General features: G+C 70.6%; 19 protein-coding genes. 7 read left to right on the forward strand and 12 right to left on the reverse strand.

Annotation, left to right across the window (positions count from 1 at the left end):
• Positions 1–201: 201 nt before the first annotated feature.
• The 7 genes from GZ67_RS0105535 to GZ67_RS0105565 form a co-directional block, all read right to left on the reverse strand.
• Positions 202–1,146 (reverse strand): GNAT family N-acetyltransferase, encoded by a 945-nt coding sequence (locus GZ67_RS0105535; protein ID WP_231481701.1) that lies wholly within the window; start codon positions 1,144–1,146, stop codon positions 202–204.
• A 13-nt stretch (positions 1,147–1,159) separates the two neighbouring features.
• A complete protein-coding gene (locus GZ67_RS0105540; protein WP_231481702.1) occupies positions 1,160–2,206 on the reverse strand; it encodes a hydroxyacid dehydrogenase in 1,047 nt (348 codons plus the stop codon).
• On the reverse strand, positions 2,194–3,255 hold the full coding sequence (locus tag GZ67_RS0105545; RefSeq protein ID WP_029263157.1) for a dihydrodipicolinate synthase family protein: 1,062 nt from the start codon (positions 3,253–3,255) through the stop codon (positions 2,194–2,196). Before GZ67_RS0105545 ends, GZ67_RS0105540 begins: the two co-directional genes overlap by 13 nt.
• Positions 3,255–4,289, reverse strand: a complete 1,035-nt coding sequence (locus tag GZ67_RS0105550; protein ID WP_029263158.1) for an NAD-dependent epimerase/dehydratase family protein — start codon at positions 4,287–4,289, stop codon at positions 3,255–3,257. The genes GZ67_RS0105545 and GZ67_RS0105550 overlap by 1 nt, the downstream gene beginning before the upstream one ends.
• Positions 4,290–4,308: 19 nt before the next feature.
• Positions 4,309–5,226 (reverse strand): carbohydrate ABC transporter permease, encoded by a 918-nt coding sequence (locus GZ67_RS0105555; RefSeq protein WP_029263159.1) that lies wholly within the window; start codon positions 5,224–5,226, stop codon positions 4,309–4,311.
• Positions 5,223–6,128, reverse strand: a complete 906-nt coding sequence (locus GZ67_RS0105560; protein ID WP_029263160.1) for a carbohydrate ABC transporter permease — start codon at positions 6,126–6,128, stop codon at positions 5,223–5,225. The genes GZ67_RS0105555 and GZ67_RS0105560 overlap by 4 nt, the downstream gene beginning before the upstream one ends.
• 75 nt (positions 6,129–6,203) lie before the next feature.
• Positions 6,204–7,445, reverse strand: a complete 1,242-nt coding sequence (locus GZ67_RS0105565) for an ABC transporter substrate-binding protein (RefSeq protein ID WP_029263161.1) — start codon at positions 7,443–7,445, stop codon at positions 6,204–6,206.
• A 189-nt stretch (positions 7,446–7,634) separates the two neighbouring features.
• Between GZ67_RS0105565 and GZ67_RS0105570 the strand changes: the two genes are divergently transcribed.
• The 6 genes from GZ67_RS0105570 to GZ67_RS0105595 are packed head-to-tail and all read left to right on the forward strand — an operon-like array spanning position 7,635 to position 13,666.
• On the forward strand, positions 7,635–8,834 hold the full coding sequence (locus GZ67_RS0105570) for an ROK family transcriptional regulator (RefSeq protein ID WP_029263162.1): 1,200 nt from the start codon (positions 7,635–7,637) through the stop codon (positions 8,832–8,834).
• Complete coding sequence (locus GZ67_RS0105575) at positions 8,831–9,844, forward strand: Gfo/Idh/MocA family protein (RefSeq protein ID WP_036303894.1); 1,014 nt, start codon at positions 8,831–8,833, stop codon at positions 9,842–9,844. The genes GZ67_RS0105570 and GZ67_RS0105575 overlap by 4 nt, the downstream gene beginning before the upstream one ends.
• Positions 9,841–10,866, forward strand: coding sequence for a Gfo/Idh/MocA family protein (locus GZ67_RS0105580; RefSeq protein ID WP_029263164.1), 1,026 nt, complete (start codon positions 9,841–9,843; stop codon positions 10,864–10,866). The genes GZ67_RS0105575 and GZ67_RS0105580 overlap by 4 nt, the downstream gene beginning before the upstream one ends.
• A gap of 39 nt (positions 10,867–10,905) precedes the next feature.
• Positions 10,906–12,123: an aminotransferase class III-fold pyridoxal phosphate-dependent enzyme gene (locus GZ67_RS0105585; RefSeq protein ID WP_051662364.1), complete on the forward strand. Its 1,218-nt coding sequence runs from the start codon at positions 10,906–10,908 to the stop codon at positions 12,121–12,123.
• Complete coding sequence (locus GZ67_RS0105590; RefSeq protein WP_029263166.1) at positions 12,120–12,869, forward strand: amidohydrolase family protein; 750 nt, start codon at positions 12,120–12,122, stop codon at positions 12,867–12,869. The genes GZ67_RS0105585 and GZ67_RS0105590 overlap by 4 nt, the downstream gene beginning before the upstream one ends.
• Positions 12,866–13,666 (forward strand): amidohydrolase family protein, encoded by an 801-nt coding sequence (locus GZ67_RS0105595; protein WP_029263167.1) that lies wholly within the window; start codon positions 12,866–12,868, stop codon positions 13,664–13,666. Before GZ67_RS0105590 ends, GZ67_RS0105595 begins: the two co-directional genes overlap by 4 nt.
• 28 nt (positions 13,667–13,694) lie before the next feature.
• Here GZ67_RS0105595 and GZ67_RS20070 read toward each other — a convergent pair whose 3' ends face one another.
• From GZ67_RS20070 to GZ67_RS0105610, 3 genes are all read right to left on the reverse strand, one after another.
• Positions 13,695–14,009 carry a hypothetical protein gene (locus tag GZ67_RS20070; RefSeq protein WP_029263168.1) on the reverse strand — a complete coding sequence of 105 codons (315 nt, stop codon included), beginning with the start codon at positions 14,007–14,009 and terminating at the stop codon, positions 13,695–13,697.
• Positions 14,010–14,400: 391 nt separating this feature from the next.
• A complete protein-coding gene (locus tag GZ67_RS0105605) occupies positions 14,401–15,270 on the reverse strand; it encodes a hypothetical protein (RefSeq protein ID WP_029263169.1) in 870 nt (289 codons plus the stop codon).
• Entirely contained in the window at positions 15,267–15,836 is a 570-nt protein-coding gene (locus GZ67_RS0105610; protein WP_029263170.1) for an RNA polymerase sigma factor, read from the reverse strand. The genes GZ67_RS0105605 and GZ67_RS0105610 overlap by 4 nt, the downstream gene beginning before the upstream one ends.
• Before the next feature lie 112 nt (positions 15,837–15,948).
• On the opposite strand from GZ67_RS0105610, the gene GZ67_RS0105615 reads away from it, so the two are divergent.
• Positions 15,949–16,743: an SDR family NAD(P)-dependent oxidoreductase gene (locus tag GZ67_RS0105615; RefSeq protein WP_029263171.1), complete on the forward strand. Its 795-nt coding sequence runs from the start codon at positions 15,949–15,951 to the stop codon at positions 16,741–16,743.
• Positions 16,744–16,770: 27 nt separating this feature from the next.
• Here the strand turns inward: GZ67_RS0105615 and GZ67_RS0105620 are convergent, their stop codons facing one another.
• Positions 16,771–18,813 (reverse strand): RCC1 domain-containing protein, encoded by a 2,043-nt coding sequence (locus GZ67_RS0105620; RefSeq protein ID WP_029263172.1) that lies wholly within the window; start codon positions 18,811–18,813, stop codon positions 16,771–16,773.
• The coding region (locus GZ67_RS20745; RefSeq protein WP_029273801.1) for a hypothetical protein at positions 18,810–19,398 on the reverse strand (589 nt) is incomplete at its 5' end. The genes GZ67_RS0105620 and GZ67_RS20745, both read right to left, overlap by 4 nt.

The raw sequence follows: 19,398 nt of genomic DNA on the forward strand, positions 1-19,398 counted from the left end.
CCACCGATCGCGGCGGCGCCGAATCCGGCGAGCAGCATGCGCCGACTGCGCAGCGCGGCCGTCTCGGTCTGGGTCATCTCCTGCGGGGTCATGCTCATCCTTCCGTGCGGCGTCATCACCGCGGTCAGGCGTCCGGCCGTCCGGCCGAGCCGCATCATCCGATCGATCCCCAGTCCCCAGTGCCGTTCTCCGAGCGCGTGCTCAGAAGTAGTCGCCCGCCGTGAAGTGGCGGATGCCGTGCAGTCGCGCCGCGCGCCGCAGCGGACGGATCATCCCGGTGCGGTCGTCCTGCCGCACGGCCTCGGGCGCGAACGCACGCAGCGCGCGGTCTTCCTCCGGCAGGGCGGGCACGGCGAGCTCGCACGACGTCACCCCGGCGGATGCCCAGTCCACCGCGATGGCGGCGAGCAGGTCATCCCGCGCACCGTCGGCACCCGGAAGCACGGCGCTCTCGAGGAGCACGCCGACCCCGCCGCGACGCTCGGCCACCGCGTAGCCGACCACGGTCGCTCCTTCGATCCGGCGGTACAGAATGGCGCCTCGCAGCCGCACCTCCGCCATCGCCCAGTCCCGATCACCGCGCACCGGCGCCAGGACCAGATCGGACCGTGAACGTTCGTAGACCTCGCGCACCGGGCGGAGGCTCCCGAGCCCGAGGGATTCGCGCACGACGCGACCCTCGGTCCCGACGGCGACAGGCTCCGCAGCGCGCCAGGGCCCGGCCACGGTCCGCGCCATCGAGAACGTCTCGAACCCGCTGGAGCGGTACACCTCGGGGGTGCCGGTGAACAGCAGGGCCCAGTCGGCGTCGCCCGCCGCCTGCAGGGTCGCGGCGACCAGCCGGCGTGCGAGTCCCTGCCCCCGCGCCCGCTCGGCCACCGCGACGCTGCCGATGGCGTGCACCGCGGCGATGCCTCCGTCGGATTCGCGGAGCCGCTTGGGCAGTCCGTAGATCGACCCGCAGAGGCCATCGTCGTCTTCGGCCACCCGCGTGTGCGCGAGCCGTTCGTCGTCGACGAGCCACTGGTCGGGAGCGAGCGGGGGCGTGAACGCCGTCGCCCACAGCGCCCCGAGCGCCTGCTGGTCCGTGGCGCGGGCGGCACGGATCGTCGCCGCGCTCACGATGCCCGCGCGGCGGCCGCGCATCCCGCCGGCCCGGTCATGCCATCGAAGACAGCTGGTCGCGGGAGATGGTGTGCGTGAGGGTGCGCCCCTCGGCGAAGGCTTCGACCTCGTCGACGACGATCCGCCCCTGACGCAGACGTCCCTGGCTCGTGCCGGCCGCCCGGTGCGGGGTGACCAGCACGCCGGGCAGCGATCGGAACGGACTGTCCGCGGCGAACGGCTCCTCGTCGAACACGTCGATCGCGGCGCTCAGCCGACCGCGCTGCACTTCGTCGATCAGCGCGGCCTCGTCGACCAGCCACGACCGTGCCGTGTTCACGAGCCCCGCGCCGTCGCGCAGGAGCGCCAGCTCGCGGCGGCCGATCAGGTGATGCGTCTCGGGCAGGGTCGGCGCGTGCACGGCGACGATCTGCGCACGCTGCAGCGCCTCGTCGAGGGTGACCAGCTCGGCCCCGAGCCCCGCGGCGACGGCTGTATCGAGAGTCGGGTCGACCAGCAGCGGTTCGGCCCCGAGCGCACGGATCAGCTCGAGATACGCCCGTCCGGTGCGGGAGGCACCGATCACCGCGATGGGGGTGCCGAGGATCTCGCGCTGCACGCCCACGGCATCCGCGTCGTACCAGCCGTCGCCGACGCGCAGGGCGTTGTGCATCTCGGGCACCCGGTGCAGCAGCGCGAGCGTGAACGTCAACGACACCTCGGCGACGGGCCGCGCCATGCCCGCACCGGCCTGGGTCACGAGGATGCCGCGATCGAACAGCGCATCCGTCGCGAAGGGCTTGATCGTGGCGCCGGTGTGCGCGATGAGCTCGAGCTTCGGCAGCGACGCGAGCACGGCAGCGTCGAAGGGGCCGACGCCCCAGCTCGTGATCACGATGCGCGCCTCGGCGAGCTCCGCATCGGACAGCCGATCCACCCGGACGAACGACCCGCCCAGACCGGCGGCGACCGCCTGCAGCCGCTCCGCATCCTCACCCGAGAAGAACTCCGCGAAGAGCTCCTCGGAGACGACCGCGACCACGGTCGGCGCCACCGTTCCCCCGCTCGCCGCCGCGCTCATCGCAACGTTCATCGCAACCATGCCTCGAGGTTCTCGGCGATGAAGGCGTCGTCGTTCAGATCGGGGTACGCGTGGCGCACCCGCGCGATCTCCTCCGCCTGGCCGGGCGAGAGCCCCTCTGCGGGGTCGAGGCACCAGGTGCCGTCGAGCAGCCCCTGCTGGCGGAGCATCTCGTGCACGCCGGCGATCACCCCGTGGAAGTCGTTGCCCGGGTCGAACACGGCCTGGTTGACGTCGACCATGTCGGAGGCGACGAGCCCCAGGTCGCGATACGCCCCCGCGTCTCCGGCCATCGCGCGCTGCGCGCGTTCGAGCAGCGCGACCGCGGCACGCGTGCCGACCGCCCATTGGCCGAGCAGTCCGCCGACGAAGCGCAGCGTGCGCGGGCCGGACGGCGACTCCACGTGGAACTCGGAGAGCAGGTCGGCGACGATCGCGTCGTCGTTGCCGGTGTAGAGCGCGATCTCATCGGCGCGGCCCGAGGCAGCCACCCCGCGCACCAGCTCCAGCGTGCGGTATCGGTCGAAGGGCGCGGCCTTGACGGCGACGACGGCCGGGATCGAGGCGAACTCGCGCCAGAACTCCCGGTCGAGCACGGGGCCGCCGATCGCGGTCTGCAGGTAGAAGCCGACCACCGGCAGCACCTCGCCCACGGCCCGGGCGCGTTCGAGCAGGGCCCGCTCATCGGCGCCGGCCACGCGAGGGCTCACCAGCACGGCGTCGTAGCCCAGCCCGCGGGCGAGCTCGGCCTCGGCGACCGCCTGGGCGGTGCCACCGGCGACGCCGGCGATCCGCACCACGTCGGCACTCGCCCGTGCGTCCAGCTCCTCCGCGGCGAGCGCGAGGACGGGTTCGAACAGGGCGTGCTCGGGGTCGCGGATCTCGAACTGGGTCGTGTGCACCCCGACGGCGATGCCGCCGGCACCCGCGTCGAGGTAGTAGCGCGTGAGGGCCCGTTGGCGGCGCTCGTCGATGCGTCGCTCGGCGGTGAGCGCGAGCGGATGCGCCGGGATCACGGCACCGCGGGCGAGGGTGGCCGCGGCTTCCGGTCGCAGGGTGGGAACGGTCATCAGAACTTCCCGTCGCGGACTGCCCACTTGGTGGGCTTGGCGATCATCGGGAGGCTCTTCTCGATCCAGTCGGCCTGCAGGCCGATCAGGGTCTCGGCCGAGACGGCCGGATAGCCGAACAGCGCCATACACCGGCGGGCGTCGCTGAGCAGGGCGGTCGGCTGCGGTTCGTCGACGATCTCGACCTCGCGGTCGAACAGGGTGCCGAAGCGCCGGGCGATCGAGTCGACGCTCAGCAGCTCGGGCCCGGTGAGGTTGATCGTGAACGGGGCGGTCGAGGCGTGCACGAGGCTGCGGAGCACGACCTCGTTCGCGTAGCCCTGCCAGATCACGTTGACGTTGGCGGTCGCGACCGACACAGGCTGTCCCGCGTGCACGGCGCTGCCGATGTCGGCGAGCACGCCGTAGCGCAGGTCGACCGCGTAGTTGAGGCGGATGATCGCGACCTTGGTGCCGCGCTCCTGCGCACCGAACTCGAACACGCGCTCGCGACCGAGGCACGACTGCGCGTACTCGCCGATGGGTGCGGGCTGCACCTCTTCGGATGCTCCGCCCGAGGAGGCGGGCAGGAAGGGGTAGACGTTGCCGGTGGAGAGCACCGAGATGGCGCTGTCGCGGTAGCGGCGGGCGACGCGGTCGGGCAGGGCGGCGTTGACCTCCCACGCCCACGAGGCGTTGGTCGCGGCACCGAACTTCGCGCCGACCATGAACACCACGTTGGGAGCATCCGGGAGGGCTGCGAAGTCGTCGTTCTCGATCAGGTCGAACGGGACGACCTTCACGCCCGCGGCCTCGAGGCGCTCGCGGATCGCGGCATCGCCGAAGCGCGAGACGGCATACACCGCGTCGTCCTGGCGCCCGGCGGCATCCATTCCACGGCGCGCGAGCATCGCCAGGGTCGGGCCCATCTTGCCGCCCGCGCCGAGGATCACGAGGTCGCCCGCCCCGCGCGCGAGGTCGTCGATCAAGCCGGCGCTCGGTGTGGCGAGCGCCTCCTCGAGATCGGCCTCTGAAGTGAAACTGTGCTGAGTCATGTGGTGCTTTCCCTTCTTCTCAGCCCTTGATGCCCGTACCGGCCACGCCCTCCTGCACGTACCGCTGAGCGATGAGGTACGCGAGGAAGATGGGCAGCAGTGCCACGACGGAACCTGCGAGCATGGTGCTCAGCGGGACGTTCTGCTGCTGCAGCGACGAGATGCCGACGGTGAGTGTGAACATCGCGTTGGACTTCGCGATGATGAGCGGCCACAGGAAGTCGTTCCAGTGCCACAGGAAGACGAAGATGCCGAGGGTCGCCAGGATCGGCTTGCACAGCGGCAGCACGATCCGCAGGAAGATGCGGAACTCACCCGCGCCGTCGATGCGGGCGGCCTCGAACAGCTCGTCCGGGAGGCCCGAGATGAACTGCCGCATCAGGAACACGGCCTGGGCGTTCGCGAGCGAGGGCAGGATCAGGCCCCAGTACGTGTCGACGCCGCCGAGGTTCGCCATGAGGATGAACGTCGGGATGAGGGTGACGTGGAACGGGACCATCACCATCGCGAGGAACGACCAGAACATCACCTCCTTGCCGCGGAAGCGCTTCTTGGCGAAGGCGTAGCCGGCGAGCGCCGAGAGGAACAGGACGGCGACGACCGAGACGAGCGAGTAGATGAGCGTGTTGCCGAGCCAGCCGAGGATGTTCTGCCCGGCGAGCACCTGCTCGTAGGCCTCGAACGAGATGTCCTGGAAGGGCAGCAGCGAGCCGGGGAGCTCGACGACCATGCCCGGCTTCAGGCTCAGCACGACCATCGCGTAGAAGGGGAAGAAGCTGAGGATGCCGGCCAGGCTCAGCCAGATCCATCGCCCGACGATCCCCCACCCGGTGGGCTGGAGCGCGCGGTAGGCGCGGCGCTGCTTGGTCGACATCTTCGGCGGCATCACCGGCGACTGCGTCGGCGGCTGTGTCGGAGGCTGCAACAGAGCGGTCATTTCTGCTTTCCGATCACCAGGCGCTGGATGAGCGCGACGACGAGGGTCATGATGAACAGGGCCACACCGATGGCGGCCGCGTAGCCGTAGTCGAAGTAGCGGAAGCCCTGGTCGTAGAGCATGTAGACGAGTGAGTAGCTGGCGTTCGCCGGACCACCCTGGGTCATCACGTAGATGACGTCGAAGACCTGGAACGCGGCGGTCGTCTCGATCACCGCGAGGAAGAAGAAGGTCGGGCGCAGCACCGGCATGATGATGTAGCGGAATCGCTGCCAGGCGTTGGCGCCGTCGACGAGGGCGGCCTCTTCGAGCTCGCGCGGTACGTCCTGCAGCGCGGCGATGAGGATCATCATCCCGTAGCCGAATCGCGACCAGACGCCGACGACGACGATGGCCGGGATGACGAGCACGGTGCTGCCCAGCCAGGAGCCGCCGAGACCCAGCGGGGTCATCAGCGCCGACCAGGGACCGTTGGCGGAGAAGATCCAGACGAAGATCGAGCCGGCCAGCACCAGCGAGGTGATGACGGGGAGGAAGAAGATCGAGCGGAAGAACCGCGCGCCCCGGAAGGCGCGGCGCACGCCGAGCGCCATCACGGTGGAGAGCACGAGGGCGATCGGCACCGCGAACACCGTGTAGATCAACGTGGTGCCCATCGCCCGCCAGAACAGCGGATCGGCGATCATGCGCTGGAAGTGGTCGAGCCCGCGCCACGAGATCTCGCCGGTGATGTCGTAGTCGAAGAAGCTCAGGGCGACGCCGACGATGCTGGGGCCGAAGCGGAAGGCGATGAAGAGGAGGAACGCGGGGAGCACGAACAGGAACGCGATGCGTGCCTCTCGCCGTGCGAGCACCCGTGCGACCCGCCCTGCGGGCCTCTTGGCCGTGGTTGCCGTCGTCATCAGTGATTCCTCACGTGGGGGAGTGAAGGGAACGGGGGCGTGCGGAGTTCGGGCTCCGCACGCCCCCGGTGCTGCTTACTTCTTGATGAGCGGTGCCGCAGCGGTCGCGGCATCCTTCAGAGCATCCTCCGGGGACTTGTCCCCGAGCAATGCCGCCTGGATCTCGGGAGCGAGCACACCCATCAGCGCACGCGACGAGGCGTTGAGCTCGCCGACCGTGGTGTCGGGCACGTACTTCTCGACCTCGCCGAGCAGCGGGTCATCCGCGTACAGCGGCTCGGTGGTGCTGAGCGCCGAGAAGAAGCCGGCGGCCTTGAGGTACGGCTCGATGACGTCGGCGCCGGTCGCGTACTCCGCGAACTTCGCCGCGGCATCCTGCGCCTTGGAGCCCTTGAGCACCGAGAGCGAGCCGACCGTGCCGTAGGCGACGGTCTCCTTCTCGGTCAGCGGAGCGAGGACCTTGACGTTCTCCTCGCCCCAGAAGGGCAGGACCTCGGGGACCGCGTTGTTCCACGTGCAGGCGACCTTGCCCTGAGCGACGGCCGTCTGCTCGAGCGGGACGTTGGTGGTGAGGGCCTCGGGGTCGAGTGCTCCGGCATCGGCCAGGTCGGTGAGGAAGGTGAGCGCCTTCTCGCCTTCCTTGCTGTCGAAGCCGATGTCGCCGTCCTTCGTGTAGACCTCGCCACCGGCCTGCCACAGCAGCGGGTAGTAGGTGAGGTTCAGGGTGTTCTCGGCGGATGCCGGGTAGTTGAGGGCGTACATCCCCTTCTCCGTGAACTTCGGCGCCATCTCGGCGATGTCGTCCCACGTCTCGGGGTACTCGGTGACGCCGGCGGCCTCGAACGCGGCCGCGTTGCAGAGGAGAGGCTGCGCGCTGGTGAGCAGCGGAGCCCCGAGGATGTCGCCGTCGAGCGTGACCGACTTCTTCACGTTCGGCAGCAGGTCGCCCTGACGCTGCTCGCTCAGCAGGTCGTTGAGCGGCGCGATCGACTTCTGGTACGCCGCGAGCTGGTCGGGGATGAGGTAGACGACATCCGGACCCTTGCCGGCCGCGATCGCCGTCTGGAGGGCCTCGTCGCGGTTGGCCCACGGGAAGATCTCGTACTTGACGTTGATGTTCTCGTTCTTCTTCTCGAAGTCGGCGATCGTCGAGTCCCAGAAGTCCTTGTGCACCGCCTCGTCGGCGATGACCGGGTAGAGCCAGACCGTGATGTCCTGCTCACCCTCTGCGGTGTTGCCTCCGCCGGCCGAACATCCGGCCAACAGGGTGGCGGCCGCGACTCCCGCGGCGACGCCGATGAACTTGCTGACGCGCATGGTGCTCCTTTGCTTGAACCGTGCTGAGTACGGTTCATTATGACACTGGGATGGGATAATTCGTCAAGTACAAGTTCCCAGACGGTTGTTTCAGGCGTGTTTCCCGTTCGAGAACAACAAAGCTTGATCTGAGAATTCGGTGTGCTAATTTGATCGCACCCGACGACGGAGAAGAAGAGGGGGCAGCACATGGCCGTGAACAGTCCGCGTTCGATCGTCGCTCGATCGGCTCTGCAGCTGCGTGACGCAGGCCCCGCGACCGTCAACGACCTCTCCCGTTCGCTCGAGATCTCGCGCACGTCGGTCGAGAACGCCGTGACCGTCCTTGCCGACTCCGGACTGATCGTCGACGCCCCGGCGCAGAACGGCGGCGGGGCCGGTCGACCCGCCCGCCGCTACTCGTTCCACGCGGCCGCCGGCACTGTGGTCGGCGTCGACATCGGCGTCGCCAGCGTGCGCGTCGTGCTGGCCGACCTCGCCGGAGAGGTGATCGTGCAGCGCAGCTACCCCGGCGTCGCCGAGCAGCCCGACGGCGCCTCCAAACTCGCCGCCGTCATCGACGACGTGCGCCGCACCCTGTCCGACGCCGGGATCCCCGCGTCGAAGCTGCGCGCGGTCGGCGTCTCCCTCCCCGGCATCGTCGATGACGCCGGGCGCGTGACCACCTCGGTCGTCATCCCCGAGTGGTCGGGCATCGACATCGGCTCCCAGCTGCGGCAGGCGTTCGGCTGCCCTGTCGCGGTCGACAACGGCGTGCGCCTCGCCGCCGTGGCGGAACACCACCTGGGTGTCGCACAGCTCGTCGACGACGTCATCTACCTCTCGGTCGGCAACCGCATCGCGATGGGCCTCATCCTCGGCGGTCGCCCGCGGCGCGGCATCCACAACGCCGCCGGCGACATCGGCCGCCTCGCCTTCCGCGGGCTGAACACCGAGACCGGACAGATCTCGTGGCGCACCGCCCCGACCGCCGCCGAGGTCTTCGCGAAGGCACGTGGCGGAGACGCCGCAGCGCAGCAGGAGCTCGACGGCTTCATCGACGAACTCGCCCACGGGATCGCGACCCTGACGATGACGGTCGACCCCGCGATGATCGTGATCGGCGGCGGACTCTCCGCCGCACACGAGCAGCTGCTCGACCCGCTGCGGGCAGCGCTCCCCGGACACCTCGGCCTGCCGTTCCAGGTGCCGCTCGCCGAGGCCCGCCTGGGCGCGGAGGCCGCGGCGCACGGTGCGGTCGTGCACGCGTTCCAGCGGCACGCCGCCGAGATCTACGGCATCGACGACATGCCGGCCCCGCCCATCACCCCGCTGCCGGTCGATTCGGCCGGAGCGGACGACACCACCGCTGAGAACACGACCGCCGAGAACACCGAGGAGAAGCAGTGAGCACGTTGAAGGTCGGACTCATCGGAGCCGGCGGCATCTCGCGCGTGCACGCCGACGCCTGGCGGGCACTGGGCGCCGAGGGGTACGTCACCTCTCTGGCCGGTGCCGAGGAGATCGCCGAGGAGTACGGCTTCGAGCTCGTCTCCGACGTCGACACACTCATCGGGCTGGTCGACATCGTCGACATCGTGACCCCCAGCAGCACCCACGCCGACTTCGCCCTGCGGGCCATCGAGCGCGGGCGCGACGTCATCTGCGAGAAGCCGCTGGCGGCGACCGCCGAGGCCGCCACCACCGTCGCCCGCGCGGCCGATGAGGCGGGCGTGCGACTCTTCCCCGCCCACGTCGTCCGGTACATGGGCGAGTACGCGCAGATCAAGGCCGGCATCGACGCCGGGCGCATCGGCACCCTCGCGGTGCAGCGGTTCAGCCGCGCCGGCTCCGCGCCGCAGACGCCCTGGTTCTTCTCGGAGAGCACCGGCGGCGGCGTCATCCGCGATCTGATGATCCACGACATCGACCAGGCGGTCTGGTTCGCCGGCCCCGTCGCCACGGTCTTCGCGGTGCAGAATCCGCCGACCGTCGACGACCGCGTTCCCGCACCCGTCACCGCGCACGTCGTGCTGACGCACCGCAGCGGCGTGATCAGCCACCTGCACGCCAGCTGGGTCGCCCCGGGCATGCCGTTCCGCACGAGCGTCGAGGTCGCGGGCTCCGAGGGCCGGCTGCGATACGACAGCGCCGAAGACGCCTCGCTGCGCACGGATGCCGTGCTGGATGCCGGAGCCACCGACTACCTGCCGCCGATGTCGCCCGAAGAGAGCCCCTACTACGCCGAGATCGTCGACTTCGTGGCCGCGCTGCGCGAAGGCCGCGACGCCAGGGTGACCCCGGCGGATGGCATCGAAGCCGTCGCGGTCGCCGAGGCCGCCTATGCCTCGATCGCCGCCGGCGCCCCCGTCGCGCTCCCCACCCCCGACCGCACCGAGGCCGAGGAGGCCGTCCGATGACCGCCCCCACCCCGCTGCGGATCGCCGTGCTGTCGTTCGCGCACACGCACGCCCTGAGCTACGTGCACGCGCTGAAGGACATGCCGGGCGTCGAGCTGATCGCCGCCGACCCCGACGGCGCCACGGCTCCGGACGACGCCCCCCGCGGCGCCGCACTGGCTGCGGAGCTGGGTGTCGCGTACGTCGACACCTACGACGAGGCGTTCGCCTGGAAGCCGGATGCCGTCGTGATCGCCGCCGAGAACTCCCGGCACCGTGCCCTCGTCGAGCGCGCGGCCGCCGCCGGGGTGCACGTGCTGTGCGAGAAGCCGCTGGCCACGACCGTCGACGACGCGATCGCGATGCGCGAGGCGTGCGAACAGGCCGGAGTGATCCTGATGGTCGCCTACCCGGTGCGTTTCGCGCCGAGCGTGCGCGACGCGATCGCCGAGCTGCGCAGCGGCCGTCTCGGCAAGGTCCTCGGGGTCACCGGCATCAACAACGGCAAGCTCCCGGAGGATCGCGCCTGGTTCACCGATCCCGAGCTGGCGGGCGGCGGCGCCCTCGTCGACCACGTCGTGCACTGCGCCGACCTGCTCGACGAGCTGCTGGGTGAGCGGGCGCAGTCGGTCCGCGCGGTGTCGAACAGCATCCTGCACGCGCAGCGCGAGCTCGCGGTCGAGACCGGCGGACTCGTCACCATCCAGTACCCGAGCGGGGTGATCGCCACAATCGACTGCTCGTGGAGCTGGCCGATGAGCTCGGCCACCTGGGGCGGACTGACGCTGCAGGTGGTGGCCGAGCGCGGCACCGTCACGGTCAGCCCCTTCGCGAAGGGCGTGGCCGGGCACGATGCACGCGGCGAGACGTGGAGCCCCGTCGGTGCCGACCTCGACGCCCTACTCCTCGAGGAGTTCGTCCGCGCCGTGCGCGAGGGCCGGCAGCCGCAGCCCGATGGCGGCGTCGGCATCCGCACGGTCGAGATCGCGAAGGCCGCCCAGCTCTCCGCCGCCCGGGCCGGCGAGGTCATCACCCTCGGCTAGACATCGCACCGCAGGATCCGCACGGCAGAGAGGCCAGGCATGCACACCGCGCACAGCACCACCGGATGGCGACAGCGCGCGCTGGCCGTGATGCCGGTCGGGTCGAGCACCAACTCCAAGGCGCCGACGCTGCTGCCGGAAGAGCCCGAGGTCATCGTCCGCGGGCACGGATGCCGGGTGTGGGACGACCGGGGCCGTGAGTTCATCGACTACCGCTGCGCGCTCGGCCCCGTGACCCTGGGCTATGCGGATCCGACCGTCGACGCCGCGATCCGCGCCCAGCTCGACGACGGCATCCTGTTCGGCCACCCGCATCCGCTCGAGACGACCACGGCCGAGCTGTTCTGCTCCCTCGTGCCCGGTGCCGAGGCCGCGCGCTTCCTGAAGACCGGCGGCGAGGCGCTGGCGGCCGTGATCCGTATCGCCCGCGCACACACCGGTCGCGACCGGGTCGTGCAGATCGGCTACAACGGCTGGCTCAACTCGCTCGCGGCGGGCGCGCGGGTGCTGCCCGGGGCGACGACGGATGCCGTGCCCGGCGTTCCGGCAGCCCTCGCCGCGCTGCACCACGCGGTCGACTGGGAAGACCGCGCGAGCCTCGACCGGCTGTTCCTGACCCGCGGTTCGGAGATCGCGCTCATCCTCATCGCCGCCGACTACCCGGCCATTCCCGAGGCGGCCGGCTTCTACCGCTACCTGCGCGACCTCGCCGACCGGCACGGCGCGCTGCTGGCCTACGACGAGATGGTCACCGGCTTCCGGGTGGCGATCGGCGGGATGGCCGAGGCGACCGGCGTGCTCCCCGACCTGTCGGTCTTCGGCAAGGGGATCGCGAACGGCATGCCCCTCGCGGTCTACTGCGGGCGCCGGGAGGTGCTCGGCGTGCTCGACCGCGGCGAGGTGGTCGTCACGTCGACCTACGGCGGTGAGACGCTGTCGCTCGCAGCCGCCACCGCGACGATGACCGCCGTCCGCGACCGTGACGTGATCGCGCGACTGCTCGCTTCCGGCACCCGACTGCAGAGCGGCCTGAACGCGGTGTTCGCCGAGGCCGGCTCCGGCATCCGGCTCGTGGGGCACCCGGCGTGCCCGCAGTTCGTCGGCGCCGATGCCGAGATCCAGACCTTCCTGCGGGCGGCGTTCCGCCACGGACTCTCCTTCTATCGGGTCGTCTACGTCAACGCCGCGCACACCGAAGCCGACATCGACGAGACTCTGCGCCGCGCTGCGGTCGCCGTGCGTGAGGCGACGGCATGACCGGCATCGACGCGCACACACACCTCGACGAGGGGCGCTTCGACCCCGCGGTCTTCGAGGCCGGCGACCGCCTGGGCATCGAGCTGTACCTGTGCAGCAATCTCGGAAGCTTCCAGGCGCACCCGAGTCTCGACGAGGTGCGGGAGATGAACGAGGTGCTGGCCGGCGAGCTGCGCCGATACCCCGACCGACTCCGCGGCTACTGCTACGTCAATCCGCGCTTCGGCCGTGACAGTCTCGACGACCTGCGCCGCAACGTCGAGGACCGCGGGATGATCGGCATCAAGCTCTGGATCGCGACTCTTGCCGACGATCCACTGAGCGATCCGATCCTCGAGTACGCCGCCGAGCACCGGTTGATCGTGCTCGCGCATGCGTGGCGCAAAACCGTCGGGCAGTTCCCCTACGAGTCGACGGCCGACCACATCGCCGCAGCAGCCCGCCGTCATCCCGACGTGCGCTTCCTGATGGCGCACCTCGGCGGCCAGCCCGAGTCGGCCGTGAACGCGGTCGGTTCCGTGCCGAACATCGCCGTCGACACCTCGGGCACGATCATCGGCGCCGGAGAAGTGGCACTCGCCGTGGAGCGCCTCGGCCCCGACCGGGTGGTGTTCGGATCCGACCTGCCCCACATCGACCTCGCGGCCAACGTCGGCAAGGTGCTCGGCGCAGGGCTCGACCCCGAGACGGAAGAGCGGGTCTTCGGCGGCACGGTCGCCCGCTGGCTCGCGGAGGTCGCGCCATGACCGTGCAGGCGCGACGGATGCTCCACGCGTTCGCCGACCTCGGTGCGACCGACACCACGTGCTTCCTCGGGCAGTGGCCGTACCGGCTCTCCGCCGCCGCGGATGCCGATGCTCTGCGCGCTCACGCCGAACGCCTCGGCCTGCGCTCGGTCTGGGTCTCGCACCTGGCATCCCTGTTCGGCTTCGACACGCGAACCGGCAACGAGGCCGCGCTCGCCGCATGTGCGGATGACCCGCTCTTCCGCGTGTTCGCGACGATCGATCCGCGCGACCCGACCTGGCGCGAGGAGCTCGACGATGCCGTGTCCGCCGGCGCGCGTGGAGTGCGTGTCGCCCCGGGCTTCCATCGGTACGAGGTCTCCGCCGTGCGCCCGGTCCTCGACGCGTGCGCCGACCGCGGGCTCCCCGTGCAGCTGATCGCCCGGCTCGACGACGCCAGGGTGCGGCATCCGTTCTCCCCCGCCGTCGACCTCGAGGTGCACCGGATCGCCGACCTCGTGCGCGAGAGTCCGGCTGCTCCGCTGCTGCTGAGCGGCCTCAACCGCGCGGATGGGATCGAGCTGAAGCGGCATCTCGGCGACGCCGCGCCCGAGTGGCTGCGGCTCGACCTCTGGCACGTGAACGGCCCCACCGGTGTCGCCGACGGTCTCGGCGCCGATCCGGAGCGCTGGGTGTTCGGCAGCGGCTTCCCCGTGCAGGCACCGGAGGCCACGGCGCTGCAGCTCGCAGCCTCCGCGCTTCCTGGACGGGCGATGCGGGCGATCGCGTCCGGCAACGCCGCCGTCATGCTCACCTGACGCCGCGCGCACACCCGATGCGCGACGGTCAGCCGATGGGGAAGTTCTGGATGTCGGTACGTCTGTCGGTGCGCGGCCCGGAGAACAGGCCGGGTGCGTCGATGACGAGGTCAGCCTGTGCGGCGATCAGGTCGAGTTGTGTCGTGAGGGACGCGTGCAGGCTGCTCCATCCGGTCACGACGGCCGCGAATCCTCCGGCTGCGGCCGTCATCATCACGGGCGACCGAACGATGGCGCCATAGGCGAACCACCCGACGATCAGCATGATCGCGACCGCGGAGCATCCGGCGAGCCATCGCAGGCGGGCCCGCAGTCGCTCTGTCCGATCCGCATCGTCGTCCATGAAGCCCCCGCAATCCATTGCCGCACCCATCCCCGCCCTGTGAAATGTTACACGTTGGTCCGTCGAGGCTCAACGAGACGAGACGAGGCGAACGCGGGGGCGGTGCCCCCGCGTTCGCACGTCCCCCCGGCGTGAACCCTCACAGGCCCACGTCGGGGGGCGCAGCCCGGTGCGGGAGGGGGAGGCGCACCGAGAACAAGCGGCTTTCGCCGCGGTCCGTCGCGGAGTCTCGAGTGGATCGAGATCCGCGTCTCGTTCGATCCAGCCTTTCCCCAGGGCCGTGCTCGAACGACGATGACTCCACCCTATATGACATTCGACCAGCTAACGTTTTACCTTTGTCCAGGTTTCGCTCGGCCGACGTGGGAGCGCTTGCTCAGCCCTCCGCCCGCTAACCGACGTGGAAGGTGCCGATGCCCGTTCGCCCATCACTCTCGAAGACGCGGATGTCCCAACCGGATGGGTACTTCTCGTCGCGCTCCTCCTGCCACTCGACGGCCTCTTTCGGGGTGGACGGCTGAGCATCGTGTTCCGGCGAGAAGGCAGAGAGCTTCGAGGCCCAGGCATACCCCTCGACCTCGCGTCCGTCGTCCGCGACGCCGGTGACCCGCACGAGATCAGGCGTTCCGTCCGGCCCGCCCTCGACGCCGAAGGTGTCTCCGTGTTCGTTCACCCCCAGACGTGTCGGCACCTGGTTCAGGTATTGCAGAACGGCGGTCGCCGACGCACCGGCCGCCGCCTGGAAGTACAGCCGCATCGCGGTGCCGTCGAGGGGGAAGTCGTACCACGCAACGGCGGTCGTGACCCCGATGTCCGCGGTCGAGGCGTGCGACGAAGGGTTGTTCCCCTCAGGATCCGGGCCCCACGTCACGGTGCCCGGAGATGTCATAGTGACCGTCACCCGCACGTGCGTGGCCTCACGGGGCGGTCGGTCGAGGGCGACATCGACGTCGTCTTCCACGACAAGACTCTGCGGGGTGCCGAGCAGCGAGATCACCGGGCTCCCCGGCTCGGTCCCTGGCGGGGCGATGATGCCCTCTCCAGAGTCGACAGCAGGCTGATTTACGGGGGTCGGCGTCGGGGAGAACGACCCGGTGGCCGCGAAGGCAGCTGTAGAGATGCCGGCACCCGCGAGAGTGCCGGCGAGCACGAGGACGGCAGCCCAGAGACCCCGGCTCCTGCCCGGTCGCGTGCGCGCCACCGTCGTGATCAACTCCGCACGAATAGCCTCGGAACGCTCGGGGGAGAACGAGGGAGTCATGATGCGCTTCCTTCCGTCGATGTCAGATCGGGCGTGGAGGCCGAGAGACGGGCCCGGAGCCGGGACAACCGCATCTTCGCCGCCGGTTCACTGATGCCGATGGCCTCGGCGGCCTCGCGGACGGTGAACCCTTCGAGCGCTGTCAGAACGGCCAGATGGCGGTCCTGCTCGCGGGCTCGGCCGAGCACCTCCCGCACGCGCCGGCTACGGGCGGAGTCCCGCTCGGCTACCAGGTCCGCGGGGTCGGGTGCGGCTTCGGGGCGAGGAATGCGCTCGAGGAACTTGCGGTGGCGGCGCCGGGCGCGGCTGGCGTTCAGGTGCACGTTCTGCGCGGTCACCAGGAGCCAGGGCAACAACGATCCGTCGACGAACCGGACCGTGGCCCGCTTGCGCCAGAGCTCCAGGAACACAGCCGCGGTCAGATCCTCGGCGTCGGCGGAGGTGTTCCCCGCGCTGAGCAGTCGACGGAAGACGCGGTCGCGATGCCGATCCCACACGACCCCGAACGCATCGCTGTCGCCCGAGAGCACTCGATGCCAGGCGCTCCGATCATCCACTGATCCCATACTCCATAGTGTCCGCAGACCCTCGGAACGTCACACATTCGACCCCACGGGCATGGAATCGTCGCGACTACCGTTGCATCAGCAGGCAGCATCCGTCACGGAGGGAATCACCATGCGCATCGATCTCACGGGCAGGACCGCGCTCGTCACCGGCTCCACGCAGGGCATCGGGCGGGCGATCGCCGCAGCACTGGCCGACGCGGGCGCCCGCGTGGCGATCAACGGCCGCAGGCCCGACACGGTCGCCTCCGTCATCGCCGAGATGCAGGCCGAGAACCCGGATCGCGATCTCGTCGCCGCCGCGGGCGATGTCACCGATCAGGCCGGAGCGGATGAGGTGCTGGCCGCGACCGGCGACGTCGACATCCTCGTCAACAACCTGGGGATCTTCGGCGCGACGCCCGCACTCGACATCACCGACGACGAATGGCGCCGCTACTTCGACGTGAACGTGCTGGCTGCGGTCCGCCTCATCCGCGCGACGCTCCCCGGCATGACCGCGCGCGGCTGGGGTCGGGTGCTCGACATCGCCAGCGACTCGGCCGTGGTGATCCCCGCCGAGATGATCCACTACGGCATGTCGAAGACGGCCCTTCTCGCGGTGTCGCGCGGGTTCGCGAAGGAGGCCGCGGGCACGGGGGTGACCGTCAACTCGGTCCTCGCGGGCCCGACCCACACCGGCGGCGTCGAGGACTTCGTGTACGAGCTCGTCGACCCGAAGCTCCCGTGGGACGAGGCGCAGCGCGAGTTCATGCGCCTGCACCGCCCGCAGTCGTTGCTGCAGCGACTCATCGAGCCCGAGGAGATCGCCAACATGGTCGTCTACCTGGCCTCCCCACTCGCCTCCGCGACGACCGGCGCCGCGGTGCGGGTCGACGGCGGCTACATCGACTCGATCGTCCCCTGAGACGGCGGCTACTGGCCCGCCCGACCGTCACCCGAGCACGGCGAGGAAGCTGTCATACCAGGACGCCATGACCTTCGTGGCCGTGTGGGCGAGGGGCACGCGCACCGGCGTGCTGAAGGTGCCGGTGGTGGTACCCGCCCCCGCCCCGCCGGTGTCGTTCAGCCCGGCGAAGTAGACCTCGCCCGACTCGAGCAGGAATACCGTCGAGTCGTTGCCCATCGCGACATCGGTGGCGACGGTACCCGCCGGCAGTGCGACCGGGGTGAGCGTCGCGCCCGGCGCGGCCGAGCTGCCGGTGCCCTGGGCACTGCTGGTGTTGGCGCCGAGTGCGTAGACCGTGCCGTCGGTCATGATCACCAGCATCCGGTACTGGCCGACCACGACCTTCGCGGCGGTCTTCCCCGCCGGAAGTGTCTTCTGCGTGAGATAGAAGGTGCCGCTGCCGCCGTAGGCCGCCGTTCCCGCCGTGAACAGCCGACCGTCGTCGGTGACGACGGCGGACGACTGCCAGCCGATGCCACCGGAGGCGACGCCCGTGATGGGCGCACCCGGACCGGTGAGCATGAGCAGCCCTGCGGATCCGGCCGCCGCACCGACGGCGGCGCCCTGCGCGGAGTACCCGTAGCTGTCGGCACCCGCGACCATCGCCTGCCCGTTGCTCAGCACCATGAAGACCGCACCGAAGGGGTTGACCTCGGCCGTGAGCGCCCCGGCCGGCATCGTGTAGTTGTCGCTCACGCGTTGCCAGTAGCGGGTGTTCGTGTAGGCCGTCCCGAAGCCGCTCAGTTCGTTGTCGCCGGTCGCCCACACCCCTCCCACGGAATCCACCGCGACGGAGGAGAGCTGCTCGGTGCCCGTCCCGATGTGGATGATGTCCCCGAGCGGGGCCCCGGGCCCGGTGAGGGCCGCGACGACACTCGTGCGGCTCGTGGTGGTGCCGTCGCCGATGATGCCGGACGCGTTGTAGCCCCGCCCCCACAGGGTGCCGTTCTGATCGGCGTAGAGCAGCGTGGAATAGCTGGAGCCGACGGCCGTGGCACCTGTGATCGCGAGATTGTCCCAGAGGGGTACCGCGCTGGTGCGGGCGCCGGTGAGGTTGTCCGAGCCGGTCTGCCCCTGCGCCGAATATCCCCATGCCACGAGCGGCACCGAAGTGACGGGTTGGCCGGAGAGGATCGTGAAAGCGCGAGGGGACTCGACCCGCACCGGCCCCTGCGCGGGCTCGGAGCGGTCGGCGACGACGCGGAAGTCGACAGTTCCGGTGGCGCTGGTGGTGAAGGTCCCTTGGCTGAGATCGGCGAACGGCCCCGATTCGAACGCGAGGCCGGGCGGGAGCACGATCGTCACCTCGGAGTTCGGGACGACCGCATTCGTGGTGATGTCACGGAGGGTCGCCGTGTACACCGGCGTGCGTCGGCGGTCCTGCAGCGCCGGCGGCAGTGACGACGTGGCCGAGGTGCCGACGGGGATGACACGGGAGATCGGCAGCGTCGCCGCGGTCAGCCCGGTCAGGGTGATCGTGTGGCCGAGGTCGCAGGTCGCCGAACCGAGTCCGCCGCTCAGGGTCCCGACCGACACCGTGCGGGCGGCTGCATCCGATCGCCATTCCGTCCCCGCACGCGTGGACACGGCCGCCCCCACGCTCGCACCGGCGAGCGGCCCCAGCGCGGCGTCGAGTTCCGACGCCGTCGCCGTGAAGGTGAACGTGTAGAGGCCGGCGGCCGGCCCGGTCACCACGATGCGATCGGTCGGCGCTTCGAAGACGGTTCCCGCGGTCACCGAGAAGGCGAGCAGCATCCGTGCCGGGTCGTCGAGCACCGACGTCCACGTCAGCGTGACGCCGCTCATGGCGCCGTTCGTTCCCTCGTTCTCCGTCGTGCAGGCGGTGATGGTGGGGACGTCCAAGGTTCCCGCCGCGACGGGACCGCGCGCGTACTGCGCGTCGACCCATGCCGCTTCCGTGATGCCGAGCAGCGCATCACCCCGCACACCGGCGGGCGACGCTGTGAAGGTCATCGCGGCGAGGCAGGCGGCCGTGACCAGGACGAGGAACCTGCGGAGCGCTCTCATCCCCGCCCCCTCGGGCTCGGGCGCCGTCGGGCGAGCAGCGCGATGCCGATGCCGACCAGCACCGCGGCGGGTGCTGCGAGCAGCGCCAGACCGGAGCCACCGGTCGGAGGCAGCTCCGATTCGCCGTCGATCCCCGTGTCGACGGTGTCGCCCGCCGCGGTGGCCCGCACCGTGACCGAGGCGCCCGCCGCGCCGGCCTCGGGAGACTGCGGCTGTGCCGTGAGAGCCACCTGTACGTACACGACGGCGGGTGTCGCCGTGGAGAGCAGCTCCTGCCAGCCGCCGTCCGCCGGCAGCGGACCCTCCGGACGCCGCAGCCGTTCGCCCGAAGGACAGGTACCGTCGGGGCCCCAGGGCTGCGCGCAGGCGCGAACCTCGGCCCGCAGTCCGAACTCCGAGTCGCCCGCCGACGAGATGGCGATGGCCAGGTCGCCGTCGGCGGGTGCCCTGGACGCATCCACATCGAGGTGCCAGCGCAGCGGGACCAGCGGGTCGAGCGCCTGCACACCGGCACCGGCGAGGTCGGAGCGCACGGTGAGGTAGTCCGACCCCGTGGCCGCGGATGCCGGCGCCGGAGCGAGAGCC

The sequence above is a fragment of the Microbacterium sp. Cr-K20 genome, assembly GCF_000708325.1.
In the GTDB taxonomy this organism is placed as follows: Bacteria; Actinomycetota; Actinomycetes; order Actinomycetales; family Microbacteriaceae; genus Microbacterium.

Coding starts and splice junctions, on each gene's coding strand:
- GZ67_RS0105535 (WP_231481701.1), bottom strand. CDS start 1,146: ATGCGCGGCCGCCGCGCGGGCATCGTGAGCGCGGCGACGATCCGTGCC.
- GZ67_RS0105540 (WP_231481702.1), bottom strand. CDS start 2,206: ATGGTTGCGATGAACGTTGCGATGAGCGCGGCGGCGAGCGGGGGAACG.
- GZ67_RS0105545 (WP_029263157.1), bottom strand. CDS start 3,255: ATGACCGTTCCCACCCTGCGACCGGAAGCCGCGGCCACCCTCGCCCGC.
- GZ67_RS0105550 (WP_029263158.1), bottom strand. CDS start 4,289: ATGACTCAGCACAGTTTCACTTCAGAGGCCGATCTCGAGGAGGCGCTC.
- GZ67_RS0105555 (WP_029263159.1), bottom strand. CDS start 5,226: ATGACCGCTCTGTTGCAGCCTCCGACACAGCCGCCGACGCAGTCGCCG.
- GZ67_RS0105560 (WP_029263160.1), bottom strand. CDS start 6,128: ATGACGACGGCAACCACGGCCAAGAGGCCCGCAGGGCGGGTCGCACGG.
- GZ67_RS0105565 (WP_029263161.1), bottom strand. CDS start 7,445: ATGCGCGTCAGCAAGTTCATCGGCGTCGCCGCGGGAGTCGCGGCCGCC.
- GZ67_RS0105570 (WP_029263162.1), top strand. CDS start 7,635: ATGGCCGTGAACAGTCCGCGTTCGATCGTCGCTCGATCGGCTCTGCAG.
- GZ67_RS0105580 (WP_029263164.1), top strand. CDS start 9,841: ATGACCGCCCCCACCCCGCTGCGGATCGCCGTGCTGTCGTTCGCGCAC.
- GZ67_RS0105585 (WP_051662364.1), top strand. CDS start 10,906: ATGCACACCGCGCACAGCACCACCGGATGGCGACAGCGCGCGCTGGCC.
- GZ67_RS0105590 (WP_029263166.1), top strand. CDS start 12,120: ATGACCGGCATCGACGCGCACACACACCTCGACGAGGGGCGCTTCGAC.
- GZ67_RS0105595 (WP_029263167.1), top strand. CDS start 12,866: ATGACCGTGCAGGCGCGACGGATGCTCCACGCGTTCGCCGACCTCGGT.
- GZ67_RS20070 (WP_029263168.1), bottom strand. CDS start 14,009: ATGGACGACGATGCGGATCGGACAGAGCGACTGCGGGCCCGCCTGCGA.
- GZ67_RS0105605 (WP_029263169.1), bottom strand. CDS start 15,270: ATGACTCCCTCGTTCTCCCCCGAGCGTTCCGAGGCTATTCGTGCGGAG.
- GZ67_RS0105610 (WP_029263170.1), bottom strand. CDS start 15,836: ATGGGATCAGTGGATGATCGGAGCGCCTGGCATCGAGTGCTCTCGGGC.
- GZ67_RS0105615 (WP_029263171.1), top strand. CDS start 15,949: ATGCGCATCGATCTCACGGGCAGGACCGCGCTCGTCACCGGCTCCACG.
- GZ67_RS0105620 (WP_029263172.1), bottom strand. CDS start 18,813: ATGAGAGCGCTCCGCAGGTTCCTCGTCCTGGTCACGGCCGCCTGCCTC.